General features: G+C 65.3%; 23 protein-coding genes. 11 read left to right on the top strand and 12 right to left on the bottom strand.

The annotated features are described in order from the left end of the window. Nucleotides 1–24 precede the first annotated feature (24 nt). Both QA639_RS40665 and QA639_RS40670 read left to right on the top strand, forming a co-directional pair. The gene (locus QA639_RS40665) at nt 25–2292 is read left to right on the top strand and encodes a T6SS phospholipase effector Tle1-like catalytic domain-containing protein (RefSeq protein ID WP_283088848.1); all 2268 of its coding nucleotides are present in this window, start codon (nt 25–27) and stop codon (nt 2290–2292) included. A gap of 230 nt (nt 2293–2522) precedes the next feature. Then, nucleotides 2523–4205: a phospholipase D-like domain-containing protein gene (locus tag QA639_RS40670; RefSeq protein ID WP_198400252.1), complete on the top strand. Its 1683-nt coding sequence runs from the start codon at nt 2523–2525 to the stop codon at nt 4203–4205. 66 nt (nt 4206–4271) lie between these two features. Here the strand turns inward: QA639_RS40670 and QA639_RS40675 are convergent, their stop codons facing one another. Both QA639_RS40675 and QA639_RS40680 read right to left on the bottom strand, forming a co-directional pair. After that, nucleotides 4272–5372, bottom strand: a complete 1101-nt coding sequence (locus QA639_RS40675) for an LLM class flavin-dependent oxidoreductase (RefSeq protein WP_028336185.1) — start codon at nt 5370–5372, stop codon at nt 4272–4274. Nucleotides 5373–5477: 105 nt separating this feature from the next. Then, a complete protein-coding gene (locus tag QA639_RS40680; protein WP_283088849.1) occupies nt 5478–6116 on the bottom strand; it encodes a TetR/AcrR family transcriptional regulator in 639 nt (212 codons plus the stop codon). A 55-nt stretch (nt 6117–6171) separates the two neighbouring features. Here QA639_RS40680 and QA639_RS40685 point away from each other — a divergent pair, with 55 nt between their 5' ends. Further along, nucleotides 6172–7683: an FAD-dependent monooxygenase gene (locus QA639_RS40685; RefSeq protein WP_283088850.1), complete on the top strand. Its 1512-nt coding sequence runs from the start codon at nt 6172–6174 to the stop codon at nt 7681–7683. Nucleotides 7684–7704: 21 nt separating this feature from the next. On the opposite strand, the gene QA639_RS40690 is transcribed toward QA639_RS40685, so the two are convergent. The 5 genes from QA639_RS40690 to cobS form a co-directional block, all read right to left on the bottom strand. Then, on the bottom strand, nt 7705–8817 hold the full coding sequence (locus QA639_RS40690; protein WP_283088851.1) for an NADH:flavin oxidoreductase/NADH oxidase: 1113 nt from the start codon (nt 8815–8817) through the stop codon (nt 7705–7707). 136 nt (nt 8818–8953) lie between these two features. Further along, a complete protein-coding gene (locus QA639_RS40695) occupies nt 8954–10036 on the bottom strand; it encodes an esterase-like activity of phytase family protein (RefSeq protein WP_283088852.1) in 1083 nt (360 codons plus the stop codon). Between the two features lie 3 nt (nt 10037–10039). After that, complete coding sequence (gene cobT / locus QA639_RS40700; RefSeq protein ID WP_028336180.1) at nt 10040–11938, bottom strand: cobaltochelatase subunit CobT; 1899 nt, start codon at nt 11936–11938, stop codon at nt 10040–10042. Then, nucleotides 11935–12345 carry a GNAT family N-acetyltransferase gene (locus QA639_RS40705; protein ID WP_016843550.1) on the bottom strand — a complete coding sequence of 137 codons (411 nt, stop codon included), beginning with the start codon at nt 12343–12345 and terminating at the stop codon, nt 11935–11937. The genes cobT and QA639_RS40705 overlap by 4 nt, the downstream gene beginning before the upstream one ends. Before the next feature lie 3 nt (nt 12346–12348). Then, nucleotides 12349–13350: a cobaltochelatase subunit CobS gene (cobS, locus tag QA639_RS40710; protein ID WP_028343271.1), complete on the bottom strand. Its 1002-nt coding sequence runs from the start codon at nt 13348–13350 to the stop codon at nt 12349–12351. 294 nt (nt 13351–13644) lie between these two features. Here cobS and QA639_RS40715 point away from each other — a divergent pair, with 294 nt between their 5' ends. After that, on the top strand, nt 13645–14307 hold the full coding sequence (locus QA639_RS40715; protein WP_283088853.1) for a DedA family protein: 663 nt from the start codon (nt 13645–13647) through the stop codon (nt 14305–14307). Here QA639_RS40715 and QA639_RS40720 read toward each other — a convergent pair whose 3' ends face one another. Next, the gene (locus QA639_RS40720) at nt 14308–15531 is read right to left on the bottom strand and encodes a citrate/2-methylcitrate synthase (protein ID WP_283088854.1); all 1224 of its coding nucleotides are present in this window, start codon (nt 15529–15531) and stop codon (nt 14308–14310) included. A 76-nt stretch (nt 15532–15607) separates the two neighbouring features. Between QA639_RS40720 and QA639_RS40725 the strand changes: the two genes are divergently transcribed. Next, nucleotides 15608–16702 carry a citrate synthase/methylcitrate synthase gene (locus tag QA639_RS40725; protein WP_283088855.1) on the top strand — a complete coding sequence of 365 codons (1095 nt, stop codon included), beginning with the start codon at nt 15608–15610 and terminating at the stop codon, nt 16700–16702. A gap of 392 nt (nt 16703–17094) precedes the next feature. Here the strand turns inward: QA639_RS40725 and QA639_RS40730 are convergent, their stop codons facing one another. Continuing rightward, nucleotides 17095–17733 (bottom strand): J domain-containing protein, encoded by a 639-nt coding sequence (locus QA639_RS40730; RefSeq protein WP_028338207.1) that lies wholly within the window; start codon nt 17731–17733, stop codon nt 17095–17097. Between the two features lie 109 nt (nt 17734–17842). Here QA639_RS40730 and QA639_RS40735 point away from each other — a divergent pair, with 109 nt between their 5' ends. Both QA639_RS40735 and QA639_RS40740 read left to right on the top strand, forming a co-directional pair. Next, complete coding sequence (locus QA639_RS40735; protein ID WP_028338206.1) at nt 17843–18118, top strand: BolA family protein; 276 nt, start codon at nt 17843–17845, stop codon at nt 18116–18118. 118 nt (nt 18119–18236) lie between these two features. Continuing rightward, nucleotides 18237–18686 (top strand): hypothetical protein, encoded by a 450-nt coding sequence (locus QA639_RS40740; protein WP_028338205.1) that lies wholly within the window; start codon nt 18237–18239, stop codon nt 18684–18686. A gap of 178 nt (nt 18687–18864) precedes the next feature. Here QA639_RS40740 and QA639_RS40745 read toward each other — a convergent pair whose 3' ends face one another. The 3 genes from QA639_RS40745 to QA639_RS40755 all read right to left on the bottom strand — a co-directional run bounded on the left by QA639_RS40745 (nt 18865) and on the right by QA639_RS40755 (nt 22061). Continuing rightward, the gene (locus tag QA639_RS40745) at nt 18865–20172 is read right to left on the bottom strand and encodes an HlyC/CorC family transporter (RefSeq protein WP_028338204.1); all 1308 of its coding nucleotides are present in this window, start codon (nt 20170–20172) and stop codon (nt 18865–18867) included. A gap of 117 nt (nt 20173–20289) precedes the next feature. Continuing rightward, complete coding sequence (gene aroB / locus QA639_RS40750) at nt 20290–21432, bottom strand: 3-dehydroquinate synthase (protein WP_283088856.1); 1143 nt, start codon at nt 21430–21432, stop codon at nt 20290–20292. Beyond that, on the bottom strand, nt 21429–22061 hold the full coding sequence (locus tag QA639_RS40755) for a shikimate kinase (protein ID WP_016843560.1): 633 nt from the start codon (nt 22059–22061) through the stop codon (nt 21429–21431). The genes aroB and QA639_RS40755 overlap by 4 nt, the downstream gene beginning before the upstream one ends. Nucleotides 22062–22206: 145 nt before the next feature. On the opposite strand from QA639_RS40755, the gene QA639_RS40760 reads away from it, so the two are divergent. The 4 genes from QA639_RS40760 to QA639_RS40775 all read left to right on the top strand — a co-directional run bounded on the left by QA639_RS40760 (nt 22207) and on the right by QA639_RS40775 (nt 26344). Continuing rightward, nucleotides 22207–22353, top strand: coding sequence for a hypothetical protein (locus QA639_RS40760; RefSeq protein WP_016843561.1), 147 nt, complete (start codon nt 22207–22209; stop codon nt 22351–22353). A 16-nt stretch (nt 22354–22369) separates the two neighbouring features. Further along, nucleotides 22370–23353, top strand: coding sequence for a site-specific tyrosine recombinase XerD (xerD, locus tag QA639_RS40765; protein WP_283088857.1), 984 nt, complete (start codon nt 22370–22372; stop codon nt 23351–23353). A gap of 290 nt (nt 23354–23643) precedes the next feature. Further along, nucleotides 23644–24606, top strand: a complete 963-nt coding sequence (locus QA639_RS40770) for an acetyl-CoA carboxylase carboxyltransferase subunit alpha (protein ID WP_018269178.1) — start codon at nt 23644–23646, stop codon at nt 24604–24606. A gap of 229 nt (nt 24607–24835) precedes the next feature. Beyond that, complete coding sequence (locus QA639_RS40775) at nt 24836–26344, top strand: L,D-transpeptidase family protein (RefSeq protein WP_050383202.1); 1509 nt, start codon at nt 24836–24838, stop codon at nt 26342–26344. Nucleotides 26345–26660: the final 316 nt, after the last annotated feature.

Raw genomic sequence — 26660 nt, forward strand, 5'->3', positions numbered from 1 at the left:
ATTCGTTTCAGCGAGCGTCTTTCAATGCCGAGTCCGAAGATCATTATTCTGTCCGATGGCACCGGCAACGCCGCTTCCAGCGTCTGGCGCACCAACGTCTGGCGGATATTTCAGTCGCTCGATTTGCAGGGCAATACGCAGGCCGCCAAGTATGATGACGGCGTCGGCACGTCAAAATTCATTCCGCTGGCCATCCTCGGCGGCGCCTTCGGCTACGGCCTCAAGCGCAACATCCTCGACGCCTACAAGTTCATCTGCCGGAACTACGACCACGAGAACGATTCGAAGGTCTACCTGTTCGGATTCAGCCGCGGCGCATTCACCGTGCGCACGCTCGCCGCACTCATCCTCGATCAGGGCCTGATCGTCGCGGACACCGAATCCGAGCTGCACGACGGCGCGGTGAAGGCCTATCGCGCATACCGGGCCGAGGGCTACCACTCGATCTGGCGCATCGAGGTGCTGTTCCGCGCGCTGCGCGACTATGTTCTTGTGCCGCTGTGGGATCGGCTTCGAGGCAACAAGCCGTATGCAAGGATCGCGCGGAAGCCGGTGCCGGCGATCGAGTTCATCGGCATCTGGGACACCGTCGCGGCCTATGGCCTGCCGATCGACGAGATGACGCGCGGCATCTCCAACTGGGTGTGGCCGCTCGAACTGCCGAACCGGATTCTCAGCCCGAAGGTCAAGTGCGCGCGACACGCGCTGGCGCTCGACGACGAGCGCACGACCTTTCATCCGGTGCTCTGGACCGAGCAAGAGCCGGAACAGCCTCCACCCGCGGTGCCGACCAGCATCGATGGCGAGCGCCTCGTCCAGGTCTGGTTCGTCGGAATGCACGCCAATGTCGGCGGCGGCTATCCGGACGACGCCGTCGCGTTCGTGCCGCTGGCCTGGCTGGTCGACGAAGCCGTCAAGCGCGGCCTCGCATTCAAGAGCGCACCGATCGCCGACCCTGACGCGATCAAGTCAATCAAGTCCTCCGAAGACAAGGATGGCCGCCTCTACGATTCGCGGGCGGGCCTCGGCGCGTACTACCGGTACGGTCCACGCAAGGTCGCCGACCTCTGCAACGATCCCTATGCCGGCGTCAGCGTGCCGATGCCGAAGATCCACGAGAGCGTGTTCGAGCGGATCGACAGCGGCGCCAATGCCTATGCCCCGATCGGACTTCCGCCGAACTACGTGGTCGTCTCGCGCAGCGGCCAGGTCACCCCGCTCGGCGCCAATACGTTTGAGACGCCCGCGGGCGCACCGGCGCGCTATGCCGCGCAGGAGAAGCTGTGGAACTACGTCTGGATGCGCCGGATCGCCTACTTCGCCACGCTGGCGGCGTCGCTGCATCTGGCCGCGTTCTGGCTGTTCCATAACCAGCACAAGGAGCACGAATTCAGCTCCTATGTCAGGATGATCTCGGAGCTGGTGCGCTTCGTTCAATCGTTCCTGCCCGATTCCTTTCATTGGTGGACCGATTGGTACGCCGGCAACCCGGAATGGTGCGCGGGCGGCATCCTCGCTGTCATCGTGCTGATGGGTGTAGGCAGTTCGCTCAGCGCGACGATCCGGGACAGGATGCGGATCATCTGGCGTAACCGCGCGAGCCCTGTGCCGCTCTCCGGCTTCATGCACAACGCGATCTATCGATTCCGCACCTGCGCGATCTATCAGTGGATCCTCAATGTCGGAAAGCGGCATGTCGTGCCGTTTGCGCTGACAGCCCTGCTGGTCTGGTTCAGCGCGACGCTGGTCAGCCACTTCCTGTTCAATCTCGCCGATTCGACGGGGGCATTCTGCAGGGGCACTGCAACGGACAAGCTTGTCGCCGTCGACAAGGGCATCCCGCAGGATGCCGCCGACTTCGACACCGGCGCGATCTGTGCGCCGACCGGTCTCAAGGTCCGCACCGGGTTCAAGTACGAGATCGCGATCACGATGTCGGAGCCCTGGGAGGACGCCGGACGCGCGGTGACGCCGATCGGATACCGGACCTCGACCATCGAAGGCACAAAGCAGTTGCGCGGCTACTTCGCGATCTTCCTGCGGCGGATCCTGTTCCGGCCATGGTTCAGGCTGATCGCACGGGTCGGCGAAACTGGGGTCGACGAGTATTTCCTCGACCCCCTGCCGGTGTCGAACACCGACCCGCAGGTCTACAAGGCGCGTTTCACCGCCGATCGCAGCGGCGAGATCTTCCTCTACGTCAACCAGGCCGTCATCGGCCTGCCCTGGGCCTGCGGATGGTTCTACGGCGACCATAAAGGCAAGGCGAAGGTCACGGTGCGGCTGCTGTAGGGAGCCGCGATCGGGTCCACAGCATCGCGGCCCAACGGGTGCGCATGGCGTGACCGATCTGTGATCCTGCCGACAGACCCGGTTGTAGATTATCTGGCATACTCTCCTTGCTAGATCAGCCGCCCCGACGCCCGGAACGATCCGACGCGACTCCAGGGATCGCCGGGCGACGTTGACGCGCCAGATTCATGTCGACCGGATATTTCTCATCAGGGATTTGGAGCATCACCATGATTTCCACAATTCAGGCGTTCCCGACCACCGACGGCATCCTCGTGGTCTGGGAGGTCGCGGCAATGATCCCGGACTGCCTCGGCTTTGCGCTGTATCGTCAGCAGCAGGGCAAAAGTGCAACCGTGGTCGACACCTGGGTCGGATTCGAGGACCAGGCGCAGGATCACAAGCCGGGCGAACATCAGCCGAGCACCGAATGGCCGGTGCAGAAGACGAACTGGACCGATTTCCTGGCGCCGACTGACGCGCCGGTCCGCTATGGCGTCGTTCCAGTTCTCAAGGACGGCGCCACCAAGGTAAAGCCCGCCTACAGTGCGCCAGCGACATGGACCGAATACGTCTCGGCCATGCCGTCGGGCCCGCTCAAGCCGTGGTTCAACCGCGGCACGATCTCGGCGCAATGGCTGTCGCGCGCCATCGGCAAGGACAAGAAGCCGGCGCAAACCCTGGAGAAGGCGATCTCGACCAAGGGCAACAAGATCCGTGACTTCCTCAAGGGCCAGCTCGGCGCCCGCCTGCTGGCGCTGTTGGCTGAAGCCAAGAAGAGCAAGCGCGACGTCTATCTCGCGCTCTACGAGCTCAACGACCCCGAGCTGATCGCCGCGCTGACCGCGATGAAGGGCAAGGCACACGTCGTGCTCGGCAACAGCACCGGCAAGTCCGACGCCACCGCCAAGGACACCGAGAAGAACGCCGGCGTGCTGAAGAAGGCCGGCGTCGACATCGTCCGCCGCAAGATCGCGCCGAGCCGTTACGCTCACAACAAGTTCGCGGTGTTCTGCGACGGTGCGCAGAAGCCGAAGGTGGTCTGGACCGGCAGCACCAACTGGACCCGGACCGGACTGTGCACCCAGAACAACAACGGGCTCGAGATCACCGACGACAAGGTCGCGGCGGCCTATCACGACCATTGGAAAGCGATCTACGCCGACGGCAGCAAGTCGCCGAAGGCGCTGGCCGTGGCCGGCGATCACGAATGGCCCTTCACCATCGGCAAGTCGAGGCTCAGCGTCTGGTTCACGCCGACCACCAAGAGCGGCGACCTCAAGGAAGCCACCAAGATGATCGAGGACACCGAGCATGGCGCGGTGTGCCTGATGCTCAATCCCGGCAACAAAGGCCTGCTCGGCCCGATTCTGGAGAAGGCGCAGGACAAGAAGCTCTATGTGCGCGGGGTGCTCAACAATTTCCCGGCGCAGGGCAAGGACAGTCCGAAGGATCAGCTGCAGCTCCTGGCCGGCGACGGGCAGCAGCAGGTCTTCAAGGGCAAGCAGATCGCCGACGTGATCCGGCCCGCCGGCATCGACAAGACCGCGGACTGGTGGGAGCACGAGATCAAGAACACCGGCAAATTCATGATCGCCGTACACAGCAAGGTGATCGTGCTGGACCCGGCCGGCAAGAACCCGGTGGTCATGACCGGCTCGCACAATTTCTCCGACCGCGCCAGCACCAAGAACGACGACAACCTCGTCATCATCAGAGGCGATTCGCAGCTGGCGCTGACCTATGCGGCGCGCATCGTCAGTATCTACGGCCAGTATCGCTGGCAGGCCTGGCGCAACACGCCGGAGGGCCAGAAGGACAAGGGTCTGAAGCGCAGCGACACCTGGCTGAGCAACCGCATCGGCAAGGGCTGGGCGCAAACCGAAACGCGGTTCTGGCTCGGCACCGCCTGACGCCGGCGATCCGTCATGACTACGGGGCAGCGTTACCGCTGCCCCGTATTATCCTCACCGTCAAACCTACGCTGCGCGGCCGACCGAGGCGTCGAGATGCTTCAGCCGCGGCAGCACCTCCTGCTTCAGGAGCCGCAGAGAATTGTGCCAGGCTTCCGGCTTGTGCTTGTAGTCGAAGCCGAACACCAGGAGCACGCCGAAGCCGCCAACCTCCTGGTAGATCCTCTCGATCTTTTCGGTGACCGTCGCGGGCGATCCGACGATCCAGTTGTTGCGCGCGCAATATTCGACCGTAACGTCGCTGTCCGGCACGTCGGGCGAGGCCTTCAGGTAATCCTTGAAACCAAAGTGGCCGAGCAGCGGCAGGAAGTACTCGCCCATCATCCGGCCCATCATGTCGCCGGTCGACAGCTTCCATGCTTCTTGATCGGTGTCGGCGACGAATACCTCGCGCACCATTCGCCAATCCTTGCGGCTCGGCGTGCGGCCGGTCTTGGCCGCGCCCGCCTCGACCGAGTCCCAGTGGCTGCCGACATAGGCAGGGTTGAGGTTGAGGCTCATCGGAATGAAGCCGCGCTCGCCGGCGAGCTTCAGCGTGTCCGAATTCTTGGAGAGTCCCGCGACGCCGATCGGCGGATGCGGCGCTTGCTGAGGCTTGATGTGCGGCTTGAGGAAATCGAACATCGTGTCCGGCTTGGTCACGGTCCAGAACTTGCCCTTGTGGGTCCAGGGAGCCGGCTCGGTCCACATCTTCAAAATGATCTCGAGCGCTTCGCGCGTCATGTCGCGGTTCTGTCCTGACATGCCGTCGACATTGAACATGGCCCAGTCGCTCGGCAGCCCGGAGGCCGCGACGCCGAAATTGAGCCGCCCGTTCGAGAGATGATCGAGCATCGCGACGCGGTTGGCGAGCTCGGCCGGGTGATGATACGGCAGCAGGAAGCCGCCGGGCCCGATGCGGATATTCTTGGTCTGCAGCAGCGCCTGCGCGATCAAGAGATCAGGCGACGGATGCGGCTCCCAGGGCGCGGTGTGGTGCTCGCCGATCCAGGCTTCCTGATAGCCGAGTTCGTCGAGCCAGCGCAGCACCTGCAGGTCCCAGTCGTGGCCCTCCTTCAATCCGCACTCCGGCGGATGCGACGGCATCGCGAAGTATCCGAGTTCCATGGGTTTCCTCTCTTTGTTCGATGCGTGTCTTTCGCACGCGCTTCGAGAGTAGCTGCCCCGGCTACGGCAGAACAATGGCCTTGTCGCATCCGGCTCGGCCAGGATCTATGGGTAGGGCGTATCCTTCAGCATGATCGCGATACCGGAAAAGCTTCGCTCCATGATCCGCAGGAAGGTCTCGCGTGACGACGCAGCCGACCTGCGGGCCTTGTGCTCGCGAAGCCCTTCCGCATAGGCGACGGTCAGCGCCGTGACCACCATCGACGCGGCGAGCCGGGCATCGGCATCGGCGAGCGGGCGCTTGATGGCTCCCGCCAGCACGCTCGCGAGATCATCGATCAGTTCGTCACGCATCTCGCGCGCCCGCGCCGAGAGCGCCGGGCTTTCGGCGACGGTGCGCCAGAATTTCGCCGTTGCGTCGGTGAATTTCGCGAACGGATGCACGCGATCCGCCAGGCTGTGCACCAGCTTGCGGAGAGTCGCGATCGGCGCCTCGCCGGCCGGACGCTCGGCAAAGGCGGCGCGCAACATCTGCCGGCTTTCCTCCTCACGGTCGAAGAACAGGTCTTCCTTGCGTGGAAAGTAATTGAACACCGTCATCCGGGAGACCTCTGCGGCCTCGGCGACTTCGGCCACCGAAACATTGTCGAAGCCGCGTTCCAGGAACAGCTCGGTGGCGACATCCGAGATCGCCTGGCGCGTCGCCTCCTTCTTCCGCTCGCGCAATCCGCCCTGATTTGACATGCGGGAATTTGTACCATATTAAATATTATACTGAGTACAATTTTATGGTGACGGCTTGACGCGTGAACGAACAGATGTGGTTGTGGTCGGTGCCGGGCCGACCGGACTGCTGCTGGCGATCGAACTGACCCTGGGCGGCGCCGACGTGATCGTCATCGAGCGGCTGACCGAGCCCGACCAGACCATCAAGGCCGGCGCGATCGGCGCGCTGGCAGGCGAGGCCCTGGAGCGCCGCGGCCTCGGCGACGCGATGAATGCGGTCGAACGCAGCATGGCGGACAGCATGTCCAGGCTCATGAAGGGCGCGGGCGATGCGAGCGACCTGCCGTTCAAGAAATTCGGCGGTCACTTCTCGGGCATTTTCCTGATCGACCAGACGCGTCAGCGCGAGCCGGACCGGCGGTTGCGCGGGGTGAACCAGCAAGCCCTGGAAACGATGCTCGCCGAGCGCGCCCACGCGCTCGGCATCGAGATCAGGCACGGCTGCGAGTTGATCGATTTCGAGGATAGCGGCGACGGCGTCGTGGCGCGGACCAGCGACGCGTCCGGCGATGCCACGCTGCGCGCGGCCTATCTGGTCGGCTGCGACGGCGGACGCAGCGCCGTGCGCAAGCGCGCGGGCTTCGTATTCCCCGGCACCGAACCGACCCTCACGGGACACCAGGCCATCGTCGATCTCGATCATCCGGATCGACTTCTGCCGGTCGGCTGGCGGCGGACGCCGGTCGGCATGATGGCCTATGGACCGATTCCTGGCCGGGTGTTCCTGGCCGAGTTCGACGGACCGCCGGCCGATCGCAGCGCACCGGTCACGCGCGAGGAGATCGAGACCACCCTGCGCCGGATCAGCGGCGTCGACGTTCGCGTCACCGCGGTCAAGACCGCGACGCGCTTCACCGACAATGCGCGGCAGGCCGACAGCTATCGCAGGGGCCGCGTCCTTTTGGCGGGCGATGCGGCGCATGTGCACTCGCCATTCGGCGGACAAGGCCTCAATCTCGGCCTGCTCGATGCGGTCAATCTCGGCTGGAAACTTGCGGCGGTCGTCTGCGATCGCATGCCCGAAAGCCTGCTCGACAGCTACACGGAGGAGCGGCATCCGATCGCGGCAAGGGTGCTCGCCAACACCCGCGCCCAGGTCGCCTTGATGCGGCCTGATGTCATGACGGACGCCTTGCGCGAGATCGTCGCTGACCTGATGAGCCTCGACGAGGGCACCCGCTATTTCGGCGAAATGATCAGCGGCATCCGGATCCGTTACGATCTCGGCAGTGACCATCCATCGGTAGGCCGGCTCTCCGGCAATTTTGCTCTTGGCGACGACGGCGCGGAAACAACCCTGTTCGATCAGATGGAGGACGGCAGGGCCGTGCTGGTCGATGCGACTGATGGAGCTGCGTCAGCGATCGCGGCGCGCTGGGACATCTTCGTGCGATGCGTGCCAGGACGCGGCGGCGCTTCGCTGCTGATCCGTCCGGACGCCTGCATCGCCTGGGCGGCCGACGACGCCGACACGACGGGCCTCGACGCCGCGCTGACGCGCTGGTTCGGGCCCGCCATGCAGTGACCTCGCAAGCGAGGTGCGCTGTCAGCGCGTCCCGAACGTGGTCTTGCCGAACAGCGCCTTCTGCGTCGAGGGCTGCGAGCGCCAGTATTGCGGCGGCGCGCTCACCTCGCCGCCGAGCTCGGCGGCAGCGTGCCAGCCCCAGCGCGGGTCGTAGAGCATGCCGCGGGCGAGCGCGACCATGTCGGCCTTGCCGGACGAGACGATCTCCTCCGCCTGCTTCGCTTCCGTGATCAGGCCGACCGCCATCGTGGTAACGCCGGTCGCCTCCTTGATCGCCAGCGCCGCCGGCACCTGATAGCCCGGCCCGAGAGGGATCTTCTGCAACGGCGAGACGCCGCCGGATGAGACATCCATCCAGTCGACGCCGCGCTTCTTCAGCTCCCTGGCAAGCTCGATGGTCTGCGCAAGGTCCCAGGCGCCCTCGACCCAGTCGGTCGCCGACACCCGCATGCCGATCGGCTTGTGATCCGGGAATACTGCGCGCACGGCATCGAACACTTCCAGCGGGAAGCGCATGCGGTTTTCCAGCGAGCCGCCATAGCGATCGGTCCGCTTGTTGGCGATCGGCGAAAGGAATTGGTGCAGCAGATAGCCGTGCGCGCCGTGCAGCTCGAGCGCATCGATGCCGAGCCGGTCGGCGCGCTTTGCCGACGCGACAAAGGCCTCGCGGATGCGCTTCAGGCCGGCGTCGTCGAGTGCCACCGGCGCGGCCTCGCCTGCCTTGTGCGGGACGTCAGATGGTCCGACCGTCTGCCAGCCGCCTTCGGCAATCGGGATCAACTGCCCGCCCTCCCAGGGGCGCTGGCTCGACGCCTTGCGGCCGGCATGGGCGAGCTGCATCGCGACCGCCGCTTTCGAATGCTTGCGCACCGAGGCCAGGATCGGCTTCAGCGCCGCCTCGTTGGCGTCGTTGTAAAGACCGAGGCAACCCGGCGTGATCCGCCCGATATCCTCGACATGGGTGGCCTCGATGCAGAACATCGCCGCGCCGGACAGGGCCAGCATGTTGATGTGGGTGAAGTGCCAGTCGTTGGCGGAGCCGTCGATGGCCGAATACTGGCACATCGGCGAGACCATGATGCGATTGGAGAGTTTCAGGTCGCGCAGTTCGATCGGGGAGAACAGGGTGCTCATGCGGCGGATATCCGGGATCGGGGAAAGGGCCCGGTTAAGATAGAGGCACCACGGCCGATCACCAACTGTCCGGAAGGCCGCGCAGGCAGGGGCGCAGATCAGCAATGCCCTGGCGGCGTCCCTCGGGCCCGGCGCCTCAGTCCACCAGCGTGAACTGCAGCAGCAGGTTGCGCTGGATCAGGGAGAAATTGTCGTCGGAGACCATGGTCAGGACGGTCTCGCCCTCCTCCGTGACATGGGCGTCGATGCCTTCCATATTGTCGACCTCGTTGCCGAGATCGGCATTGAAGATCGCAGGGCCGTCGACCACGGCGCCGGGCGTGATCTCGGACAGCGCGAGACGGCGGATGCGGATGCCGACGCCGCCGAACCAGGAGAATTTCCGCTCCAGAATCAACAGACCGCCCGACGGCAGCAGGACCGCGTCGCTGATGTCGAAATTCTCGCTGCGGCGGACGCTGAACTGGCCCGGCATCTTGCCGCCGACCAGAAAGGCGACCAGATTGCCGCTCGCATCGAGCCCGCGTTCCGAGAACGCGATCAGCGTACCGGCAAGCGGCTGGCCTTTCGGCACGAAGACGAGGCCCTCCAGCCCCTTGTTGTTGGGAAGCTTGCGTGCCGCCGGCGGCAGCGCAATCACCTCGCCGCGCGAGCGGGTAAAGCCCTTGGCGAAATCGAAGCGCAGCACCTGGTTGACCCGCTCGAGCCCGACATAGGCGAACGAGCCGTCGAGCGCGAGCGATTCCGAATCATACCAGCCGCGGGTCGCGGTGATCGGCCTGCCGTCGGCGCCGAGCAGCGGCGCCGCCTCGACATCGTCGAGCCCGACCATCTCCCGGCCGCGATAGACGATGCGGCCGGTGAGCCAGCTGCCCTGGTCGCTGACCGCGATGAAGCGTTCGCCCTTGGCATCGAGCCGTAGCGCGGAGAGGCCGCCGAAGCCGGAGAACGACGAGGTCAGGATCAGACCGCTGCGATATTCCAGCGCGCCGAACCGCGTGCGCGCGCGATCGCGGATATCGAACGACGGCAGCGGCCGCGCGTTGACGTCGATCGAAACCGGTTCGTTGACCCGGTAGGGGCTCGGCCTCGCAGCCGGCCTCGGCGTTGCCGGCGGCTGGGTCGCGCTCTGCGCCTGCGCAAGACGCGGCAATGCGGCGGCCGACAGCCCCGCCGCCATACCCTGGAGGAAACGGCGGCGGCTAGGGGGTGAGCGCATGTCTCACGAGTGGAGGCGGCGCCGGATGCCCGGCGCGGGCGCCGAGCCGTGAGTCTCGCTGAACAGCTCGGCGAGCTTTTCGGTGATGGCGCCGCCGAGCTCTTCGGCGTCCACGATGGTCACGGCGCGGCGATAGTAGCGCGTCACGTCGTGACCGATGCCGATCGCGATCAGCTCGACCGGCGAGCGGGTCTCGATCTCGTCGATGATGTGCCGCAGATGCCGCTCGAGATAGTTGCCGGGATTGACCGACAGCGTGGAGTCGTCGACCGGCGCGCCGTCGGAGATCATCATCAGGATGCGGCGCTGCTCGGGGCGCGCGAGCAGGCGCTTGTGCGCCCAGTCGAGCGCCTCGCCGTCGATGTTCTCCTTGAGCAGGCCCTCGCGCATCATCAGCCCGAGATTCTTCCGCGCGCGACGCCAGGGTGCGTCGGCCGACTTGTAGATGATGTGCCTGAGATCGTTGAGGCGGCCCGGATTGGCCGGCTTCCCGGCCGCGAGCCACGCCTCGCGCGACTGCCCGCCCTTCCAGGCGCGCGTGGTGAAGCCGAGGATCTCGACCTTGACGCCGCAACGCTCCAGCGTGCGCGCCAGGATATCGGCGCAGGTGGCGGCGACCGTGATCGGGCGGCCGCGCATCGAGCCGGAGTTATCCAGCAGCAGCGTCACCACGGTGTCGCGGAAGGTCGCCTCCTTCTCATGCATGAAGGACAGCGGATGATAGGGATCGGTGACGACGCGCGACAGCCGCGCCGGATCGAGGATGCCCTCCTCGAGATCGAACTCCCAGGCGCGGTTCTGCTGGGCCATCAGCCGGCGCTGCAGGCGGTTGGCGAGCCGCGCCACGATGCCCTGCAGATGCGCGAGCTGCTTGTCGAGATAGGAGCGCAGCCGCTCGAGCTCGTCGTGGTCGCAGAGATCCTCGGCGGCGATCACCTCGTCGAATTTCGGCGCGAAGGCGTGATATTCCGGACCGCGCGGCTCGTTCTGGCCGCGCGCATTCGGCCGCGTCGCCTCGCCCGGCGTCTCGTCGTCGCCTAGCTCGCCGTCGTCGAACGTATCAGACGTGGAGGCCTGCGCGCTCTCCATCGCGCTTTCGCTCATCTCTTCCGCTGACGTCTGCGCCTGGTCGGCGCTCATCTCTTGCGCGGCATCGGAGTCGGGCGAGCCCTCGGCGCCGGACTGATCGCTCTCGCCGTCCTGGTTCTCGTCCTGGTCGTCGTCATCGTCCGAATCCATGTTGCGGTCGTCGCCGAGATCGAGCGCCGACAGCAGATCATGGACGAGGTCGCCGAACCTCGCCTGGTCCTCGGTGAAACGGCTGAGTTTGTCGAGCCGCGAGCCGATCTTGTCCTCCAGGGTCGGACGCCAGAGATCGACCATCTTCTTGGCGGCCGCGGGCGGGGCCATGCCGGTCAGACGTTCGCGCACCAGCATCGCCAGCGCATCCGACAGCGGCGCGTCGGCGCGATCGGTGATCTCGTCATACTTGCCGCGGTGGAAATGATCGTCGAGCATCGCGGTGAGGTTCTTCGCAACGCCCGCCATCCGCCGCGAGCCGATCGCCTCGACGCGCGCCTGCTCGACCGCCTCGAACACGCCGCGCGCCTGCGGGTTACCCGGCATCAGCTTGCGATGCACCTTGGGATCGTGACAGGCGATCTTGAGCGCGATCGAATCGGCGTGGCCGCGCACGATCGCCGCATCGCGCTTGGTCATCTTGCGCGCCGGCTCCGGCAGCCGCGCCTTGCCGGGCGCGAGCCCGGGGCGCTCGGCGGCGAAGGAGACTTCGAGCTCCGGCTTCTTGGCGATCGCCTTCAGGCACGCCGACACCGAGCGCTTGAACGGCTCGGTCGGCGCTTCCTTGGATCCGGGACGGAATTTGATGTTGGAGGTTGTCATAGCGATTTCGTAAACCAATGGCGCGTTACGCCGCCGGGATACCCCTCAATCGAACCGAACTCTTTATATCCATTGGCGCGGTAGAAGCCCGGCGCCTGGAAGCTCATCGTATCCAGATAGGATCGCGTCGCTCCGAAGCGCCGCGCCTCGTCCTCGATCGCCTTGATCAGCTTCGCGCCAAAGCCCTTGTTGCGAAACTTCTGCTCCATCCAGAACAACTGGATGAACAACACCGCGGTCCAGACCTCGCCGACGATGCCGCCGACAATCTTGTCATCTTGCCGCAGCGAGATGGCGAAGCGCTTGTACTTCTGCTTCCCCATCTTCTCGTTGTTGTAACGGAGCAATCCGCCGAGCACCGCCTTCTTCGTCTGTGTGACTGTGCGCTCGACGGAGATTTTCGGCATGGACTAGCTGAGCGCCACGTTGACCGACGATTCCGGCAGCTCGACGTTGAAGCAGCGCTGGTAGAACTCGGCGACCAGCGGCCGCTCCAGTTCGTCACACTTGTTGAGGAAGGTGACGCGGAACGCGAAGCCGATGTCGTTGAAGATGTCCGAGTTCTCGGCCCAGGTGATCACCGTGCGCGGGCTCATCACCGTCGACAGGTCGCCATTGGCGAAGGCGTTGCGGGTGAGGTCCGCAAGCCGCACCATCTTGTTGACGATGTCGCGGCCTTCCTGCGTGCGGTAGTGGCGCGCCTTGGCCAGCACGATCTCCACTTCCTCGTCATGGGCGAGGTAGTTCAGCGTGGTGACGATCGACCAGCGGTCCATCTGGCCCTGGTTGATCTGCTGGGTGCCGTGATAAAGCCCCGAGGTGTCGCCGAGGCCGACCGTGTTGGCGGTCGAAAACAGGCGGAACGCCGGATGCGGCTTGATCACCTTGTTCTGGTCGAGCAGCGTCAGGCGGCCGGAGACTTCCAGCACGCGCTGAATCACGAACATCACGTCCGGGCGGCCGGCGTCGTATTCGTCGAACACCAGCGCGATATTGTGCTGCAGCGCCCAGGGCAGGATGCCGTCGCGGAATTCGGTGACCTGCTTGCCATCCTTGACCACGATGGCGTCCTTGCCGACGAGATCGATACGGCTGATGTGGCTGTCGAGGTTGACGCGCACGCAGGGCCAGTTGAGGCGGGCCGCAACCTGCTCGATGTGGGTCGACTTGCCGGTGCCGTGATAGCCGGTGACCATCACGCGGCGGTTCTTGGCAAAGCCGGCGAGGATCGCGAGCGTCGTCGCGCGGTCGAAGCGATAGTCCGGGTCGGTTTCCGGCACATGCGGATCGACTTCCGAATAGGCGGGAACTTCCAGATCGCTATCGATCCCGAAGACCTGCCGGACCGACACCTTCATGTCGGGCAAGCCGACGACGGGTTCTTGTGTTTTGGTCTGGACGGCGGTCGTCATTCATCCTCCGAGGTCCCGGGCATTCCCGAAACCAGATTGATGGTTTGGCTGCGGATGGGGTGCTAGGCACAAGCCTAGCAGAGAGCAACGGCCGGCAGAAGCCCGCGGGCCAATCAAAGTTCCGTTGTCCTATCATGAAGATAGGTCCGGACGCCGGTTTTTGAAAGGCTGCCCTGCGAATCACGCCGCACTTTCGCCGCAGCGTGCGGACGCCCTGCCTGCCCGCGAGGCACTTTCCACCCCGGCAGGGAGTTGTTAGCTCTCCAATCCATATCACCGCCGCATGGGAATTTTGTGACTTCATTCCTTGACCCGTTCATCGCGTTCGTTTCGGCCCATGCCTGGCTCGCCTATCTGACGCTGTTTCTGGCCGCCCTGCTGGAAGCGGTTCCGGTGATCGGCTCCCTGGTGCCGGGTTCGACCATCATCCTGGCGCTAAGCGCGCTGGTGCCGGGCGGGGAACTGAAGCTGCTGCCGGTGCTCGCCGCGGCCGCCGCCGGCGCGATGCTCGGCGACGGCACCGCCTACCTGATCGGCCACCGCAGCCAGCGCGAGATCCTGTCGGCCTGGCCGCTTTCCAACTACCCCCGCGTAGTGGCGCAGAGTGAGGCGTTCTTCAATCGCTGGGGCGTGCTCGCGGTGTTCTTCGCCCGCTTCGTGCCGCCGATCCGCGCCTTCGTGCCGATCACGGCCGGCGCGCTCGACATGCCGCCGGCGCGCTTCTACGCGGTCAACATCCCCGCGATCCTGCTCTGGGCGCCGGCGCATGTGCTGCCCGGCGTGCTCGCCGTCACCGCGCTGCACGACTATGCCGGCCTGCCGCATCATGGCCATGTCGGCAAGCATCTCTGGATGTTTGCGGTCGCGGGCGGCGCCGTAATCCTGGCGCTGGCCGTCTGGACCATCCGCCGCCGGCAGGGCGGCAGCCTGATCGAACCGGCCAAGCCGGCCAAATAGCTAGAGGCTGTTGGTCGTTCCCGCCCGCCCGGGCGCCGGTCCGACATAGCGCGCGCGAGGCCTGATCAACTTGCCGAGTTGAAGCTGCTCGCTGGCATGTGCGATCCAGCCGACGCTGCGGGCCATCGCAAACAGCGCGAGCTCGCTGCCCGCTGGCATCCGCAGCGCATGCACCAGCACCGCCAGCGCATAATCGATGTTGACGAATTCGCCGGTCGCCTCCGCGATCCGCTCCGGCACTTCCCTGGTGAATTTGCGCGGCGCGCCGGCCCGCGTCAGCGCCTCGAGCAGCGAGATCGCCCGCGGATCGCCCTTCTTGTAGACGCCGTGCCCGAAGCCGGCGAAACGCTCGCCAAGCGCGACGCGCTCGCGGACCACTGGCGCAACGTCATTGTCGAGCATCGTCTTGACGAGGCGCGAGGCGAGCACGACGGCACCGCCATGCATCGGTCCCTTCAGCGCAACGAGACCCGCGATCACGGCGTCGTACAGATTGAGCCCGGTCGATGCCGCGCAGCGTGCGGTGAAGGTCGACGCGTTCAGTTCATGATCGGCGAGCAGCACCAACGCGCGGCGGATCAGGTCGGGCGCGTGCTTGTTGTCAGGCGTCCAAACCCGCGCCACCTGCTCGTGCAGCGGCTCGTTCGATGGCACGGCATTCAGCATGGTCGCGACCAGCAGCCGCAGGATGCGGCCGCCGACCATGGCGCGGCCGTCCGGCGCGCGCGTGAAGGCGCCGGGATCGGCACTTGCCGCCAGCGCCAGCACGGCCACCGTCCGATCGATCGGCTGGGCGCGGCGCGCGGCTTCGGCGATGGCGCGCATTTCGTCCGAGAGGTGCGGACAATTGTCCGGCGCGAACGGATCGACGCCGGTGACGTCCCACAGCAGCGTCGCGGTGTGCTCCAGCGTGTCGCGCTCGGCGAGATCGACGCAGTTGACGCCGCGATAGATCGGGCCCTGTTCGGTGATGGTCGCGATCGCCGAATCCATCACCGGCAGATCGGCGTCGAAATTACGGAAGCCGCGCGGCTCCGGCGACGGCGCGCGGCGCTCCTTCAACCCCCTGATGTCCTCGGCGCGGTAGCGGTGGCTGCGCGAATCCGGCGACGGCTCGGAGCGGATCAGCCCGCGGCTGACATAGGCGTAGAGGGTCGCCGGCGAGATCGCGAGCTCGGCGGCGGCTTCGCGCGCGGAGAGGTAAAGCTCGGCGGGTTTTTTCATATTGATTTATATAATCAAGATTGATCAACTCGTCGAGAGGTCTGACCTTGAAGGGGTGAAGCAAGGAGATCAGGCCATGAATATGCATCTCACCAAGAGCCAGATCGGTCTGGACGGCGTTCCCGCCGCCGAGACCGTGTTGAGCCATGTCGACGGCGAGCGCGGCGAATTGATCATCGCCGGCGAGCACGTCGCCGACCTCGCGGGCAAGTCGAGCTTCGAGGGCGTCACGGCCCGGCTGTGGAACGGCGCCACCGGCAAGTCGCTGAGTGAAGCCAATGTCCGCGCCAGCCTCGGCGCCGCCCGCGAACGCGCGTTCGCCCGCCTGCCGGACCTGCTGCCTGCGACACGCGGCATGTCGATCGTCGACGGCTTCCGGGCCGCGATCGCGGGCCTCCGCGGCGAGAACGGGCTGGAGCACGAGGCGACCATCGTCGGCGCCTTCCCGGTGATCGCGGCCGCCCTGGTCCGGCGAGCCAGGGGCAGCGATCCGATCGCGCCGGACCCGAATGCCGGCCACGCCGCCGACACGCTGCGGATGCTGCTGGGCCGCAAGGTCGAGCCGCGCGAGGTCGCCGCGCTCGACGCCTATCTCGTCACCGTCTGCGACCACGGCATGAATGCGTCGACCTTCACCGCGCGGGTGATCGCCTCGACGCAGGCCGATCTGTTCGCGGCGATCACCGGCGGCTATTGCGCGTTGACCGGCCCGCTGCACGGCGGCGCACCTGAGCCGGTGCTCGAAATGTTGGACGCGATCGGCACACGCGAGCGCATCAAGCCCTGGGTTGACGGCGCGCTGGCGCACGGCGAACGACTGATGGGGTTCGGTCACCGCGTCTATCGCGTGCGCGACCCGCGCGCCGACGTGCTGAAGATCGCGATCGAGCGCCTCGAGGCCAGTGGTGCCGACCTGCCGTTTGCCGGCGAGGTCGAGGCTTACATCCGCGAGGCGCTACGGAAGAAGAATCCGGAGCGGCCGCTCGAGACCAATGTCGAGTTCTTCACCGCGATCCTGCTCGATGCGCTGGAAATTCCGCGGCAGGCGTTCACGCCGATCTTCGCCACCGCACGCGCTGCCGGCTGGACCGCGCATGCGCTTGAGCAGCGGCGCACCGGGCGCTTGATCCGGCCGAGCTCGTCCTATGTCGGGGCGATGCCGAAGGGGTGAATGAAACCGTAGCCCGGATGGAGCGCAGCGAAATCCGGGAACGGTGTAGCCGCGGATGGGAAGAGCCCCGGATTGCGCTGCGCTCCATCCGGGCTACAGAATTGCATCGTTGGACGACGGCGGAGCCACAAACTCTGCCGTCGTCCCTGCCTAAAGCATGATCCGGAAAAGTGCGAAGCGGTTTTCCGAAAAGATCATGCTCAAACAAAGAGCTAAGGCGCGATGACGATTCAACCTAATCTTATCGCGCTTTAGTGCGCAATTGCGCACGGGAGCAGGGACCCGTGCGCCGCGGCCCATCGATGGGGCAATCGGGCAGACATTTTGTGCAAACGATAACGGCCGGTGGTTATGGGCCCCTGCTTTCGCAGGGGCGACGAGGACGAGAGAGCTTAGGCCTCGCGCACCACGGTCTTCAGATAATTGTACGCCTTGATGATCTCGATCAGGCGATCCTCGGTGGAGCGGTCGCCGCCATTGGCGTCGGGATGGTGCTGCTTGACCAGCGCCTTGTACTTCGACTTGACGTCTTCGAGCGTCGCCTCGGCCCCTAACCCCATCACCTGCAGCGCCTTGCGCTCGGCGTTCATGACCTTGCGGGTCTCGGGCTTGGGCTCTGCGCCGCCCGGTCCGGGGCGCCAGCGGCCGCGGCCGTTGAGCTCGGAGAACACGTGGAACGGATCGGAGGCGGCATCGAGACCGCTCTCGCCCTTCTTGCCGTTGTTGGCGCCCATCTTCCAGGTCGGACGGTGGCCGGTCAGCGCGTCCTTCTGGTAGCGCGCGACGTCGTCAGGATTCATGCCCTGGAAGAAATTGTAGGACTGGTTGTATTCGCGGACGTGGTCGAGACAGAAGTGCCAATACTCGCGCGAATTCTCGCGGCCTTTCGGGGCGCGATGCGCGCCCTTGTTCTGGCAACCCGCCCACTCGCAGGTCACGGCCTGCTCGCCGGCCTGCGCCTGGCGCTTCGCACTGACCTTGGTCGGCTTGATGCGAATGGAGTCGAAGAATTTTGATGAATCGATCGGCATGTTCTCTTTGACTACGCAATGCACAAATCTTCAAGTCTTGACATTGCGCGGACCTCGTTTCCCGCTTGCACCATTGACGAAAAGCTGTCGCGAACCTAACTCCGGCGCCATGAGCACCAAAGACGCTATCATAAACAAGTTGCGTGAAGCTTTCTTGCCGGAAAGCCTCGACGTCGTCGACGAGTCACATCTGCATGAGGGCCACGCCGGCCACAGGCCAGGCGGGGAGACGCATTTCCGGGTATATATTGTGTCTCCGGCCTTCGAAGGGAAGAGCCGGATCGAACGCCATCGCATGATAAATGCGACGCTGGCGCAGGAACTCGCCGGCTCGGTGCACGCGCTGGCGATCCACGCCCACGGCCCCGGGGAAAAGCCGCGCTAGTTCGCGCTTGCCTCAAGACGAAGCGGCGGTTTTCCTTTATGAGAACAGGATGGACCTGCTCCCTGCGTGAGCAGGTGAAACTACGGATTGCACCGCCACGCATGATATGGGGCCATTGATGATCCCTTGCTGGCCACGTTTCCGGTCGATCGTCACCGCCGCCGGCCTGCTCCTGATCTGCGCGATGCGGCCGGCCTTGGCGCTGGACATGCCGAGCCCGTTCGTCCAGGAGGTGCTGATCAAGAGCATCCTGGTGTCGCTCAACGATGCGGTGGCCGGGAATAATTTCACCGTGTTCCACGCCAAGATCTCAAAGCCGTTCCGCGACCAGTTTCCGCCTGACAAGCTCAAGACCATCTTCAAGGATCTGGTCGACAAGCACGCGGTGTTCGACGCCGTGGTTGCCAAGCCGATCGTTCTCGACGAGGACGCCAAGATCGACGACAAGGGCGTGCTGCGGCTGAAGGGGCATTTCGACACCACGCCCAAGCAGGTGAAGTATCAGCTCGGCTTCATCCCCTCCGACGGCGCGTGGAAGCTGTCGGGTATCTCGATCGATATCGAGTAGCATTCGGCACAACTGCCAGATCCTCGTCCTGAGGAGGCCACCGCGCGGCCGTCTCGAAGGATGCACGGCCCGGCTGGTGGCCGTCGCCCCTTCGAGACGCGCGCGATGCGCACTCCTCCAGCGACAACGGCGAAGCCGTTGCGCGGGGTGACGGTGCTAGGAGACTGGCCAGCTCGAACTAGAACGCCGTCCCCGCCCGCTTCGGCTTCTTCTCCTCCAGCTCGGTCTCGCGCGGGACGGCGACGATGCGCAGCGCGGTGATGCGGTTGCGCTCGCGGCGGAGCACGCGGAAGCGGAAGCCGTGGAAGGTGAAGCTCTGGCCGCGCTCCGGGATCGAGCGCGCCTCGTGGATCACGAGGCCGGCGACCGTGGTCGCCTCCTCGTCCGGCAGGCGCCAGTCCATCGCACGGTTGAGATCGCGGATCGGCACCGAGCCGTCGACCACCACCGAGCCGTCCGGCTGCGCGCGCACGCCGGCGACGACGACGTCGTGCTCGTCGGAGATATCGCCGACGATCTCCTCCAGGATGTCCTCGAGCGTCACCATGCCTTCGACCTCGCCATACTCGTCGACCACGAGGGCGAAGTGGGTCTTGCGGCGACGGAACGCCTTCAGCTGTTCGGAGACCGGACGCATCTCCGGCACGAACCAGGGCGGGAGCGCGATCGCCGACGCATCGATCGCGGACATGTCGCCCTCGTTGGCGCGCATCGCGCGCAGCAGGTCCTTGGCATGGAGCACGCCGACGATGTTCTCCGGCTTCTCCCGCCACAGCGGGATGCGGGTGTATTCGCTCGCCAGCACCTCGCGCACCAGTTCCTCGGGCGGCAGGTCGGCGTTGACCATGGTCATCTCGGTGCGATGGACCATGACGTCGGAGACCTGCAGCTCGCTGAGATCCAGCAAGCCGCCGAGCATGTCGCGGTCCTGCTTCTCGACCTTGCCCTCGTGATGCAACAGATCGACCGCGCCGCGCAGACGTTCGGTCGGCGACAGCACCGCCTGATGCGCCCCGACCTTGATGCCGAGCAGCTTCATCAGCGCCAGCACGATGGTCTCGATCACGGTGAGCAGCGGCCCCAGCACGAAGATCGTCAGCCGCATCGGCCGCGCGACCAAAAGCGAGATGCGGTCGGGCGCGTTGATCGCGATGGTCTTGGGCAGCACCTCGGCGAACACCACGACCATCACGGTCATGACCGCGGTGGCATAGAGCACGCCGACGTCGCCGAACCAGGCGGTGAACACGCCGGTCGCCAGCGCCGAGGCGCCGATATTGGCGATGTTGTTGCCGAGCAGCAGCGCGCCGATCATGCGCTCGCGCATATTGACCAGCTTGGAGACCACGCCGGCATCGGTGTTGCCCTGCTTCGACAGCCGCAGCATGCTGGCGCGCGAGGCACCGGTCAGCGCCGTCTCACTCGCCGCGAAAAACGCCGAGATGAACAGGCAGAGCAGCACGATCGAGAAGGTGAACCATCCCACTGAACTGATCCGTGGCTAGAGCATGATCCGGAAAAGTGTGTAGCGGTTTTCCGAAAAGATCATGCTCAAATCAAAAAGACAGAGCGGGATGACGATCCGAAGGAGAGGCATCCCGGTCTAGGCCTTCAGCTTGGCTTGCAGGAAGTCGCGCACCGGCTGCGGCTCGACATTGTTGGCGATCACGGCGCGGCCGACGGCCTCCAGCAGGATGAAGGTGAGCTTGCCGCGCTTGACCTTCTTGTCCTGCGCCATCAGCGCCAGCAGCGCGTCGGCGTCGGCAAGGCCTTCCTGCGCGAAGCCTGCGATATCCTGCAGGCGTGTCGGCAATCCGACCACGGACAGATGACGCGCGATGCGCCCCGCATCGTCGGACGAAATCATGCCGAGCTGCGCCGAGAACTCCGCGGCGAGCACCATGCCGACCGAGACGCCCTCGCCGTGGAACAGCCGGTCGGAGAAGCCGGTCGCGGCTTCCAGTGCATGGCCGAAGGTATGGCCGAGATTGAGCAGCGCCCGCTCGCCGGTCTCGCGCTCGTCGCGCGAGACGACGCCCGCCTTGGCGCGGCAGGATGTTGCGATCGCGTGCTCGCGCCCGGCGCCGCCAGCGAAGATATCGGTGTGGTTCTTCTCGAGCCAGGCGAAGAAGGCCTCGTCGCCGAGGATGCCGTATTTCGCGACCTCGGCGTAGCCGGCGCGGAACTGGCGCGGCGACAGCGTGTCGAGCACCGAGGTGTCGGCAATGACAAGCACCGGCTGGTGGAATGCGCCGATCAGGTTCTTGCCCTGCGGCGAGTTGATGCCGGTCTTGCCGCCGACGGAGGAATCGACCTGCGCCAGCAGCGAGGTCGGCACCTGCACGAAATCGACGCCGCGGCGCAGGATCGCGGCCGCGAAGCCGGCGAGATCGCCGACCACGCCGCCGCCGAGCGCGATCACGAGGTCATTGCGCTCGATCTTCGCCGCGATCAGCGCCTCGCTGACCTCGGTCAGCGTGGCATAGCTCTTCGAGCCCTCGCCCTCCTCGACCACGATCCGCGACGTCGGCACGCCGGCGGCGGCAAGCGATGCCTCGGTGGGCTCCAGCCAGTGCTTGGCGACAGTGCGGTCGGTGACGATGGCGGTGCGCACGCCGGGCCGCAGCGCCGCGACACGCTCGCCGAGCGACTGCAGCACGTCGCGGCCGATGACGATGTCATAGGCGCGGTCGCCGAGCGCGACGTCGACGGTAACGGAGGCAGAATGTTTCAAGGGCGCAGTCATGAGGTCGCGTTCAATCCATCAGATGGTGGCTCGTCGGCCGGACGCGCACCGCACAGATGCGCATGTAGGGCCTCGAGGCATTCGTCGACGATGCGGTCGTGCGGCACGTCGCGCGAGGCAATCGTCAAATCGGCGGTGCGGTAGACCGGCTCGCGCTCGCTGAGCAGGCGGTTGACGGTCGCCTCCGGGTCGGGGGTGTGCAACAGCGGACGATCGGCGCGGCGGCGCACCCGGCGCATGATGATATCACTGTCGGCCTTGAGCCAGATCGAGATCGCGCGGTCGCGGATCCGGTTGCGGGTCTCCTCGCGCATGAAGGCGCCGCCGCCGGTCGCCAGCACGACCGGGCCATTGCCGAGGATGCGGGCGATCACCCGCGCCTCACCGTCGCGGAAATACGGCTCGCCCTTGCTCTCGAATATCTCCGGGATCGTCATGTCCGCCGCCGCCTCGATCTCGGTGTCGGCATCGGTGAACGGCAGCTTGAGTCGCGCCGCCACCCGCCGGCCGATGGTCGACTTGCCGGCCCCCATCATGCCGACCAGGACGATCGACCGCGTCCCCAGCGCGGCCGCGATGTCGGCCTCCAGGGTCGGGTGGGTGGGCGCCGGTACGGCTGCGTCGGACATCAAAAAGCTCGGATATTGGGACGAATTGTTCAGAATTCGAGCCACCTATACTACCCCCGGCGACACCCTTACCAGCGACTCTTGCAACCGCGCGGGGAACATGTTGGATGATTTCATTGGTTAATTCGCCGCCCGAGTCGCCTCCATGCCCAGCCTGTTCCGCTTCCTGACGGTCGTCGCCGTGATTTTCGGGATCGGCTACGGCATCGTCTTCGCGCTGGCGAATTTCGTGCACCCGAAACCGCGGGAGATGACGGTGACCATCCCGCCGGATAAGTTCCTCAAGAAATAGGCGCTATGATTCCGGCATGCCCGCTGCTGCCAAAAATCCCGCCAAGACCCTCACCAAGTCCTCCGACGCCAAACTGACCGCGTTGTTCCTCGACATGCTCGCCGCGGAACAGGGCGCCGGCGCCAACACACTCGACGCCTACCGGCGCGACCTCACCGATTTCTCCGACTACCTCGCCCATGCCGGCGCCGATTTCACCAGCGCGGACACCGAGACGCTGCGCGGCTACCTCGCCGACCTCGATGTCAGAGGCTTCAAGTCGACCAGCGTGGCGCGGCGGCTGTCAGCGATGCGGCACCTCTACCGTTTCCTGCTCAACGAGCGGGTCCGCACCGACGATCCGGCCGCGATCCTGTCCGGCCCGAAGCGCGGCCGCGGGCTGCCCAAGGTGCTGTCGATTGCCGACGTCGACCGCATGCTGACCCGCGCCAAGGAGCTGACCCAAACCGACGTCTCGCCGGCGCAGCGGCTGCGCGCGCTGCGGCTGTACTGCCTGCTCGAGGTGCTGTACGCCACCGGCCTGCGCGTCTCCGAGCTGGTGTCGCTGCCGGTCTCGGCGGCGCGGCGCGATGCGCGGATGATCGTGGTGCGCGGCAAGGGCAACAAGGAACGGCTGGTGCCGCTGAACGACGCCTCGCGCCAGGCGATGGCGGATTACCTCGCCGCGCTGGAGGTGATGCAGCCGAAGGCAAAGAAAGCCGCACCATCGAAATGGCTGTTTCCGTCCTCCGGCGAGAGCGGACATCTGACCCGGCAGCATTTCGCCCGCGACCTGAAGGAGCTTGCCGGCGCCTCCGGCCTTGCGCCGCGGCTGGTGTCCCCGCACGTGCTGCGTCATGCCTTTGCCAGCCATCTGCTGCACAATGGCGCGGACCTGCGCATCGTGCAGACCCTGCTCGGCCACACCGACATCTCGACCACCCAGATCTACACCCATGTGGTCGAGGAGCGGCTGAAGAGCCTGGTCCGCGACCTGCATCCGTTGGCGGAGAAGTCCTAGGGATCCGTAGCCCGGATGGAGCGCAGCAAAATCCGGGGACATCCCATCCGCGGATCGACTTGCCCCGGATTACGCTTCGCTTCATCCGGGCTACGCGCGTGGAGACCTTGATACCTTCATCTGATCCGCCTTGACTTCCGCTTCGTCTCCGCAGAAAGAGCGTCACCTGCTTGCGATCCCGAAGCGTGCATTCCACCCGGATGCGCGTTAACCGTTTGAAGTTACAAAGCTTCTCTTTCCGACGCCGAAACCGCTTCGCCCCTCGCACCGTTCCTCCCTATATTGAGTTGATGCCCGACCCGATGCGCAGCTATCTCGACTTCGAAAAACCCGTCGCCGAGCTTGAATCCAAGATCGACGAGTTGCGTGCGCTTGCCGCGAGCGGCAGCGACATCGGCGACGAGGTCGCGCGGATCGAGGACAAGGCGGCGCAGGCGCTCACCGAGCTCTATTCCAATCTGACGCCGTGGCAGAAGACGCTGGTGGCGCGGCATCCGCAGCGGCCGCACTTCACCGATTTCATCGGCGGCCTGATCACCGAATTCACGCCGATGGCCGGCGATCGCAAATTCGCCGACGACGAGGCCCTGGTCGGCGGCTTCGGCCGCTTCCGCGGCGAGAGCATCTGCGTGGTCGGCCAGGAGAAGGGCGCCACCACCGAGAGCCGCATCAAGCACAATTTCGGCATGGCGCGCCCCGAAGGCTATCGCAAGGCGGTGCGCCTGATGGAAATGGCCGACCGGTTCGGCATCCCGGTGCTGTCGATCGTCGATTCCGCCGGTGCTTATCCCGGCATCGGCGCCGAGGAGCGTGGCCAGGCCGAGGCGATCGCCCGCTCGACCGACGCCTGCCTGTCGCTCGGCGTACCCAATGTCGCGATCGTCACCGGCGAAGGCATGTCGGGCGGCGCCATCGCGATCACCACGGCGAACCGCGTCCTGATGATGGAGCACGCGATCTATAGCGTGATCTCACCGGAGGCGGCATCCTCGATCCTGTGGCGCGACGGCACCAAGGCGCAGGAAGCCGCCAACAGCATGAAGATCACCGCCCAGGACATGCTGCGCTTCGGCGTGATCGACCAGATCCTGAAGGAGCCCTCGGGCGGGGCTCATCGCGACCCCGCCGCGATGATCGCGACCACGGGCGACGCCATCGCCCAGGCGCTCAACGACCTACGAAATCTTGATCCGGACGCGATTCGCAAACAGCGGCGCCAGAAATTCCTCGATATCGGCCGCAAGCTCGGCTGAGGCGCCCAAACCGCCCGATTTTTCGTCCAAACCGGGCAATTTTGCCGTAATTGGGCCCCGAGCCGGGTCTTTAACATTCCTTGAACCATGCCTGCTACCGTGAGGGCTGTCCGCCCCGGTTCAGGTTGCGAGCAGGGGTCGTCGAAGGCTAATATTTTACACAATGGCTTCAGGGCATATTCGCCGTGTTGGGGTCGCGAAAATCGCCCGGTGGGTGTGGAGCTCGGACTTGACTCATCGCACGCTCGTACGCGCGCTTCTGACCTCGGCGGTGCTCGCCGCAGGCGTCATGCTCGCCGGTTGTGACAGCGACCAGATCTCGCTGGCGCAGAACGCCAAGGCCAACCAGCCGGTCCCGCCTAAGCTCGTCGCTGCCATGACCGAAAAGGACATGGACATGCAGTCGCCGATCCTGGTGCGGCTGTTCAAGCAGGAGGCCGAGCTCGAGGTCTGGAAGCAAAACCGCTCCGGCCAGTTCGCGCTGCTCAAGAGCTATCCAATCTGCCGCTGGTCGGGCGACCTCGGTCCGAAGGTCCGCGAAGGCGACCGCCAGGCGCCCGAAGGGTTCTACTCGATCAACCCGAGCCAGATGAACCCGCAGTCGGCCTATTACCTGTCGTTCAACACCGGCTACCCCAACGCCTTCGACAAGGCGCTCGGCCGCACCGGCTCGCAGCTGATGGTGCATGGCGATTGCTCCTCGCGCGGCTGCTACGCGATGACGGACGAGCAGATCGCGGAGATCTACTCGCTCGGCCGCGAGTCCTTCTTCGGCGGCCAGAAGGCGTTCCAGCTGCAGGCCTATCCGTTCCGGATGACGCCGGTGAACATGGCCAAGCACCGCAACAATCCGAACATGCCGTTCTGGAAGATGATCAAGGAAGGCTACGATCATTTCGAGGTGACGAAGCAGGAGCCGAAAGTCGACTTCTGCGAGAAGAAGTATGTGTTCGACGCGGTGAAGGCGCCGGGTGCAACACGCGATCCGGTGTTCGACGCCTCTGCGAAGTGCCCGGCCTATGTGATCCCCGAGGAGATCGCGAGCGCCGTGCACGAGAAGGAGCAGAAGGAAGCCGCCGAGACCGCCAAGCTGGTATCCAAGGGTACGCCCGTTGCGCGCCTCAACACCGGCATCGACGGCGGCATGAACGCGATCTTCGCCTCGAAGATTCCGGAAGGAAACACCGGCCTCTCCGAAGGCGGCGACAGCCAGGCGCTGGCCTCGATGTCGCTGGCGCGCGCGCCCGGCACGATCCCCGGTACGGTCAATCCGCCGAAGCCCAATCTTGCGGTCCAGCAGGACGAGCCGGTCGTGGCGACGACGTCGTCCACCGCATCGTCGGCCAGCACCCGCGTTGCCTCGGCGAACGCGTCCGACAAATCCGCCTCTGACAAATCCACCTCCGACAAGTCCACCTCTGACAAGTCCGAAGGCTTCTTCTCCAGCTTTGCCCGCAAGGTCGGCATCGGCGGCACCGCCGACGCCAGCAAGACGACCGCGCCGGCTCCGGCCGCTGCTGCCCCAGCCAAGCCGAAGGTCGCCGAGGCCAAGCCGCAGTCGGTGGTTCGCGTCGCCCCCAAGGCTGAGCCGAAGCAGGCCGCCAAGCCGGCACCGAAGCCGGCAGTGACCACCGCAGCGGCCGCCGCACCGGCCCCGTCGTCGTCGACCCAACTCGCCGGCTCCGCGCCCGTCGTGCAGACCAATTCGTTCGACACCCGCTTCTCGGCGGTGAAGTAGCAAGCGCGGCACGCACGCGCCGCCGGTCGTTTGCGATAGACATTTCAAGAAGCACACGGTGTCGTCCCTGCGAAAGCAGGGGCCCATACGCCGCGCTTGTGGTGTGAACCGGATTCGTCGTTCCGACGTCGCACAACAATCAGCATTTGTTGTTATGGGTCCCTGCTTTCGCAGGGACGACAGTGAGTCTATTGCGCCGCCGTCGCAAATATTGTCGTCGTCCTGGCGAAAGCCAGGACCCATAACCACAGAACTTGATCGTGAATGGGATCGTGGCCCCAGCGTCGCGCGATAACTCTCATTTGGGGTAATGGGT

The sequence above is a fragment of the Bradyrhizobium pachyrhizi genome, from assembly GCF_029714545.1.
In the GTDB taxonomy this organism is placed as follows: domain Bacteria; phylum Pseudomonadota; class Alphaproteobacteria; order Rhizobiales; family Xanthobacteraceae; genus Bradyrhizobium; species Bradyrhizobium pachyrhizi.